The organism is Streptomyces caniscabiei (assembly GCF_014930365.1).
Classification (GTDB): domain Bacteria; phylum Actinomycetota; class Actinomycetes; order Streptomycetales; family Streptomycetaceae; genus Streptomyces; species Streptomyces caniscabiei.
Window position 1 is genome coordinate 90,074 of record NZ_JABXWI010000030.1, and the last position, 6,000, is coordinate 96,073.

A 6,000-nucleotide genomic window follows, 5' to 3' on the forward strand; every position below is an offset into this window, starting at 1 on the left:
TCCCACCCGGAGCGATAATCGACGCGTGAGCGATGAACCGAAGAACAGACGGGCGGAGCGGCGGGACCAGCAGGGGCGGCGGGACCAGCAGGGGCGGCGGGAGCAGCAGGAGCGGCGGGAGTCGGAAAAGCCGCTGGGGCGCCAGGCGCAGCCCGCGACGGCCGGGGCCACCCCCGCGGGCCCTCGCCCCGAACCCATCCGTTTCTTCGGGACGACCTGGCTGAATCGCGACGGCAACTATCAGGCCCGCCGCGCGGGCGTCAGCGCGGGCTCGCTCGCCGCTGTGATCGTCTCCGGCCTGATGCTGCGTCTGACCTACGAGGGCCTGCAACTGGCGGCGGTCGGCGGCTTCGTCAGCCTCGTCGTCGTCATCATGTTCGCCATCTGCACCGCACTGGCCTTCGGTCACACCTGGGGCTCCTACTCCAAGCGCCCCGACCCGGCCCGCCAGTCCTCCCTGCGCGGCCTCCTCGCCATCGGCTTCCTCGGCTCCCTGGCCGCCTACTTCCTCCGCTCCCTGAAGGAGGCCCCGGGCGAGTCCCTCCACCGCGAGGAATACACGACGGCCCGCGACCAGTACGACCGCCGCACAAGCAAGCGCACCGGCAACCCGGCGAAGCGCCGCCGCCCCTGACCGTCCGGCAGAGGCCGCGCCCGAAAGGGGCGCGGGGAACTGCGCGAGAAGCCCCACCGGACGGACGTATGGGGGTCGAAGGGGCGCAGCCCCTGGAGGATGGGACGGGTAGGGGCGGCGGGGGCGACCAACCCGGGGGCGACAAGCCCCTCCCCACCCCACCCCACCGCAAGCCACGATGCCCCCATGACAACCTCCCGCCCTCACTCTCACTCCTCCCACACCACCCGAGCCCACTCCTTCAACACCGCCGCAGCCCAGTACGCCGCGAACCGCCCCTCCTACCCGCCCGCCCTCTTCGACACCATCGAAGCCCTCTCCCCCCACCCCCTCCACGGCTCCCGCACCGTCGACGTAGGCGCCGGCACCGGCATCTCCACCACCCTGCTCCACGCCCGAGGCGCCGACGTACTCGCCGTGGAGCCCGGCGCGGGCATGGCCGCCCAGTTCCGCCGCGCCCACCCCCACCTCCCCCTCGTCCGTGGCGACGGCAACACCCTCCCCCTCGCCACCGCCTCCACCGACTTCCTGACCTACGCCCAGTCCTGGCACTGGACCGACCCCTCCCGCTCGGTCCCGGAAGCCCTCCGCGTACTCCGCCCCGGCGGCGTACTCGCCCTCTGGTGGAACACCGACGCCGTCGACATCCCCTGGATCGCCGACGCCACCACCCGTATCCACCGCTTCCTCGGCGTCCCCGACGACACCCCGATCGAGAAGAGCGGCTCCGGCGCACCCGCCGCCCTCTCCGACGCGGCGGGACGCCTCGACTTCACCCGTCACCAGATCCGCTGGAGCCGCGAGGTCTCCCTGGACACCCATCTGGCCAACATCGCCAGCCACTCGGCGTTCCTGGTCCTGGGCGAGGCTGCCACCTCCGCGTTCTTCACCGAGGAACGAGCCCACCTCCGCAAGCTCTTCCCCACCGACACCATCGAGGAGACCTACGACGTGGACCTCCTCCTGGCCGTCCGTCCCTGACCCGGCCCCCACGAACCGAGCCACCCACCACCACCGAGGCCACACCACCAGGACGCCGACCGTGGCGCCCCCGAGCACGAGCGCCACGGGATCCACAACACCGGGCAACGACCCCAGCCCCGCGAACGTCTCGACCCCGCCCCGCCGGGCGAACCACCGCCCCGACCCTCCGGTCGCCGCTTCGAGCGCCCGCGCGCCCCCTCGCCCCCGCCGCGCACTCCCTTGACGGCGCACCCAGCCTGCGCAATATTCATCACATGATGAATTACTCGCCGGAGGGAACTCCACCCCCCGCCATCCACGCCCAGGGCCTCGCCGTCGCCCGAGGCCCCCGCACCGTCCTCCGGGACCTCGACTTCGCCGTCCCCGCAGGGCAGATCACCGGTCTCCTCGGCCCCTCCGGCTGCGGCAAGTCGACCCTGATGCGAGCGATCGTCGGCACCCAGGCCAAGGTCACCGGCACGCTGAACGTCCTCGCCCACCCCGCGGGCGACGCCGCCCTCCGCTCCCGCATCGGCTACGTCACCCAGGCCCCCTCGGTCTACGACGACCTGACCGTCCGCCAGAACCTCGCCTACTTCGCCGCGATCCTCGACCCCGGCCGCGCCGCCCACGACCGCCGCGAGGAGAACATCACCCGAGCCATCGCCGACGTGGCCCTCACCACCCATGCCGACGCCCTCGCCGGCAACCTCTCCGGCGGCCAGCGCAGCCGCGTCTCCCTGGCCGTGGCCCTCCTCGGCGAGCCCGAACTCCTGGTCCTCGACGAACCCACCGTCGGCCTGGACCCGGTCCTCCGCCGCGAACTCTGGGCCCTCTTCGACTCCATCGCCGCCGAGCGCCGGGCCACTCTCCTCATCTCCTCCCATGTCATGGACGAGGCCGAGCGCTGCCACCGCCTCCTCCTCATGCGCGAGGGCGAGATCCTCGCCGACGACACCCCCGAAGCCCTCCGCACCCGCACCCGGACGGACACGGTCGAAGCGGCCTTCCTCCACCTCGTCGACGAGGCCACCGCGACCGCGAACGCGACCGCGACTGACACGGACCAGAAGGAGCTGGCGCGATGACCACGCCGAACGCGGACACACGAACGAAGAACCGGACGAAGCCCCAGCAGACGCATCAGAGGAGCGCGACGAACCCCAGGGCTCTCAGCTACGCCCGCACGACCGCCACCGCGGCCCGAGTCCTCCGTCAGCTCGGCCACGACCCCCGCACGATCGCCCTGCTGATCCTCATCCCGTGCGTGATGCTCTTCCTGCTCCGCTACGTCTTCGACGGCAACCCACGCGTCTTCGACTCCATCGGCGCCTCACTCCTCGGCATCTTCCCGCTGATCACGATGTTCCTGGTGACCTCGATCGCGACCCTGCGCGAACGCACCTCCGGCACCCTGGAACGCCTTCTCTCCATGCCCCTCGGTAGGGGAGACCTCATCGCCGGCTACGCCCTGGCCTTCGGCACCCTGGCGATCATCCAGTCCGCCCTCGCCACCGGTCTGGCCGTCTGGTTGCTCGACCTCGACGTCACCGGCTCACCCTGGCTCCTCCTGATCGTCGCTCTCCTCGACGCCCTGCTGGGCACCGCCCTCGGCCTCTTCGTCTCGGCCTTCGCCTCCTCCGAGTACCAGGCGGTCCAGTTCATGCCGGCCGTGATCTTCCCCCAGCTCCTCCTCTGCGGCCTGTTCACCCCGCGCCCCGAGATGCACCCCGCCCTGGAAGCCATCTCCAACGTCCTCCCCATGTCCTACGCCGTCGACGGCATGAACGAAGTCCTGCTCCACACCGACATGACCGCCACCTTCGTCCGCGACATCGCGATCGTCGCCGGTTGCGCCCTGCTGGTCCTGGCCCTCGGAGCCGCCACCCTGAGGCGCCGGACGACATGACGCCCCCGCCCCGCCTGCCCGACCTCCGCCCACGCGACATCCCGCCCACCGGACACCGCAGCCGAAGCCCCACCCCCGGTGCGAGGATGGCCCCAGGACGACGCACCCTCCGGAGGGCACCCGCACCATGAGCCAGAAAGTCGCAGTCCTCGGCACCGGAAAGATCGGCGAGGCCCTGCTCAGCGGCATGATCCGAGCCGGCTGGGCGCCCGCGGACCTCCTGGTCACGGCCCGCCGCCCCGAACGCGCCGAAGAACTCCGCACCCGCTACGGCGTCACCCCGGTCACCAACGCCGAGGCGGCGAAGACCGCGGACACGCTCATCCTCACGGTCAAGCCCCAGGACATGGCCACCCTCCTCGACGAACTGGCCCCGCACACCCCCGCCGACCGCCTGGTCGTCAGCGGCGCGGCGGGCATCCCCACCTCCTTCTTCGAGGAGCGCCTGGCCGCAGGCACCCCTGTCGTCCGTGTCATGACGAACACCCCCGCCCTCGTCGACGAGGCCATGTCCGTGATCTCCGCGGGCAGCCACGCGAGTGAGGCCGACCTTGCGCACGCCGAGGAGATCTTCGGCGCCGTCGGCAAGACACTCCGCGTCCCCGAGTCCCAGCAGGACGCCTGCACCGCCCTCTCCGGCTCCGGCCCGGCGTACTTCTTCTACCTGGTCGAAGCCATGACCGACGCGGGCATCCTGCTCGGTCTGCCCCGCGACAAGGCCCACGATCTGATCGTCCAGTCCGCCATCGGCGCGGCCACGATGCTCCGCGACAGCGGCGAACACCCCGTCAAGCTCCGCGAGAACGTCACCTCTCCCGCCGGCACGACGATCAGCGCCATCCGCGAACTCGAGAACCACGGAGTACGCGCCGCACTGATCGCCGCACTGGAGGCCGCCCGCGACCGCAGCCGCGCACTGGCCTCCGGCAAGAAGGACTGACGCCCCGCGCGATCAGCCGGCCAGCAGACCGATCGCCCGGTACGCCTCGTCCACCCTCGGCCGAGCCATCTCTCTGGCCTTCGCCGCACCCATCCGCAGCACCCCCTCCACATACGCAGGATCCGCGCACAACTCCTTGTGCCTCTCCTGTACGGGCCTGAGGAGCTCGACCACGGCCTCTGCGGTGTCCTTCTTCAGTGCTCCGTACGATTCATATACACCGCTCAGGTCCTCGGGGTTCCCACCCTCACAGGCCGCGAGGATCTCCAGCAGATTCGCGAGCCCCGGCCGCTCCTCCGGGTCGTAGACGACATCCCGCCCGCTGTCGGTCACGGCCCGCATGACCTTCTTCCGCATCACGTCCGGCTCGTCCAGCAGATAGACGATCCCCGGCCCGACGTCGTCCGTCTTCCCCATCTTCGACGTCGGGTCCTGAAGGTTCATCACCCGCGCCGCGACCTTCGGCGGAGTGGCCCGGGGCACCACGAAGGTCCGCCCGTACCGCTGGTTGAAGCGCACCGCCAGATCCCGCGTCAGCTCCACATGCTGGGTCTGGTCGTCCCCGACCGGCACCTCGTCGGTCCCGTACGCCAGGATGTCCGCCGCCATCAGCACCGGATACGTCAGCAGCGACAGCCGGACACTCCCGCCGCGCTCCCGCTCCCGCGCCGCCTTCTCCTTGTACTGGATCATCCGCCGCATCTCGCCGTCCGTGGCCACGCACTCCAGCAGATACGAGAGCCGCGCGTGCTCATCCACATGACTCTGTACGAAGACGGTGCACAGCTCGGGGTCCAGCCCCGACGCCAGCAGAAGCGTCGCCGCCTGCCGACTGAGTCTGCGCACCCGGGCCGGATCGTGGTCCACGGTCAGCGCGTGCAGGTCCACGACGCAGAACAGCGCGTCCGTCCGGTGCTGGTCGACCTCGGCCCACCGCCGCACGGCCCCCAGGTAGTTCCCCAGCGTCAGATGCCCCGTCGGCTTGACCCCGCTGAAGACCCGCGTCATCTCTCCACCTCCTGATCGGGGCCGCCGCCACCGTGCGGCCGACCTCCCAGGAGGGAGAAACGAGAACGGCCGCCAGGGCGGCGGCCGTTGAGTACATACGTGAGTACGGCCGCCGTCAGGCGGCCCACCACTGCTGGCGACACGTACGCGTAGTCATGGGGGCCAGGCTACGCCCGCGCGGGGCCGGCCGACAGCGAGTTGACACACCCCGAGCCGATACGTAGTGTTCTCCGGGTTGTCCGACGTGAGCGCCGACTTCGGTCGGTCCCCGGACAGCCATTCCGTAGGTACCCACCAACAATCGACGACCTGTCGTCGAGCCCTTGGTATGCGTATTTGCGAAATGAGGAATCCGCGTTCGAAAGGGCGCAGGCCCCGATTAGCTCGGGAGCCGGGAATCCGCTAAAGTCTCACTCATCGGAACGGCCCAACGGCCGCGAAGGCGAATCCCGCTGACTGGGAATCAGGCCCGAAAGGATCTGATAGAGTCGGAACCGCCGGAAAGGGAAACGCGGAAGCGGAAACCTGGAAAGCACCGAGGAAATC

6 protein-coding genes are annotated in these 6,000 nt (G+C 70.4%); 5 read left to right on the forward strand and 1 reads right to left on the reverse strand.

Annotated elements, in window-relative coordinates; translation table 11 throughout:
- The first annotated feature begins 25 nt into the window (after positions 1-25).
- The 5 genes from HW837_RS44765 (at position 26) to proC (ending at position 4,446) form a co-directional block, all read left to right on the forward strand.
- Positions 26-634, forward strand: coding sequence for an EamA/RhaT family transporter (locus HW837_RS44765; protein ID WP_390623620.1), 609 nt, complete (start codon positions 26-28; stop codon positions 632-634).
- A gap of 186 nt (positions 635-820) precedes the next feature.
- Entirely contained in the window at positions 821-1,615 is a 795-nt protein-coding gene (locus tag HW837_RS44770) for a class I SAM-dependent methyltransferase (protein WP_193382167.1), read from the forward strand.
- A gap of 257 nt (positions 1,616-1,872) precedes the next feature.
- The gene (locus HW837_RS44775; protein WP_193382166.1) at positions 1,873-2,685 is read left to right on the forward strand and encodes an ABC transporter ATP-binding protein; all 813 of its coding nucleotides are present in this window, start codon (positions 1,873-1,875) and stop codon (positions 2,683-2,685) included.
- On the forward strand, positions 2,682-3,506 hold the full coding sequence (locus HW837_RS44780; protein WP_045562667.1) for an ABC transporter permease: 825 nt from the start codon (positions 2,682-2,684) through the stop codon (positions 3,504-3,506). The genes HW837_RS44775 and HW837_RS44780 overlap by 4 nt, the downstream gene beginning before the upstream one ends.
- A gap of 127 nt (positions 3,507-3,633) precedes the next feature.
- The gene (gene proC / locus HW837_RS44785) at positions 3,634-4,446 is read left to right on the forward strand and encodes a pyrroline-5-carboxylate reductase (RefSeq protein WP_045562668.1); all 813 of its coding nucleotides are present in this window, start codon (positions 3,634-3,636) and stop codon (positions 4,444-4,446) included.
- A gap of 12 nt (positions 4,447-4,458) precedes the next feature.
- Here proC and trpS read toward each other — a convergent pair whose 3' ends face one another.
- The gene (gene trpS, locus HW837_RS44790; RefSeq protein ID WP_060883756.1) at positions 4,459-5,454 is read right to left on the reverse strand and encodes a tryptophan--tRNA ligase; all 996 of its coding nucleotides are present in this window, start codon (positions 5,452-5,454) and stop codon (positions 4,459-4,461) included.
- Positions 5,455-6,000: the final 546 nt, after the last annotated feature.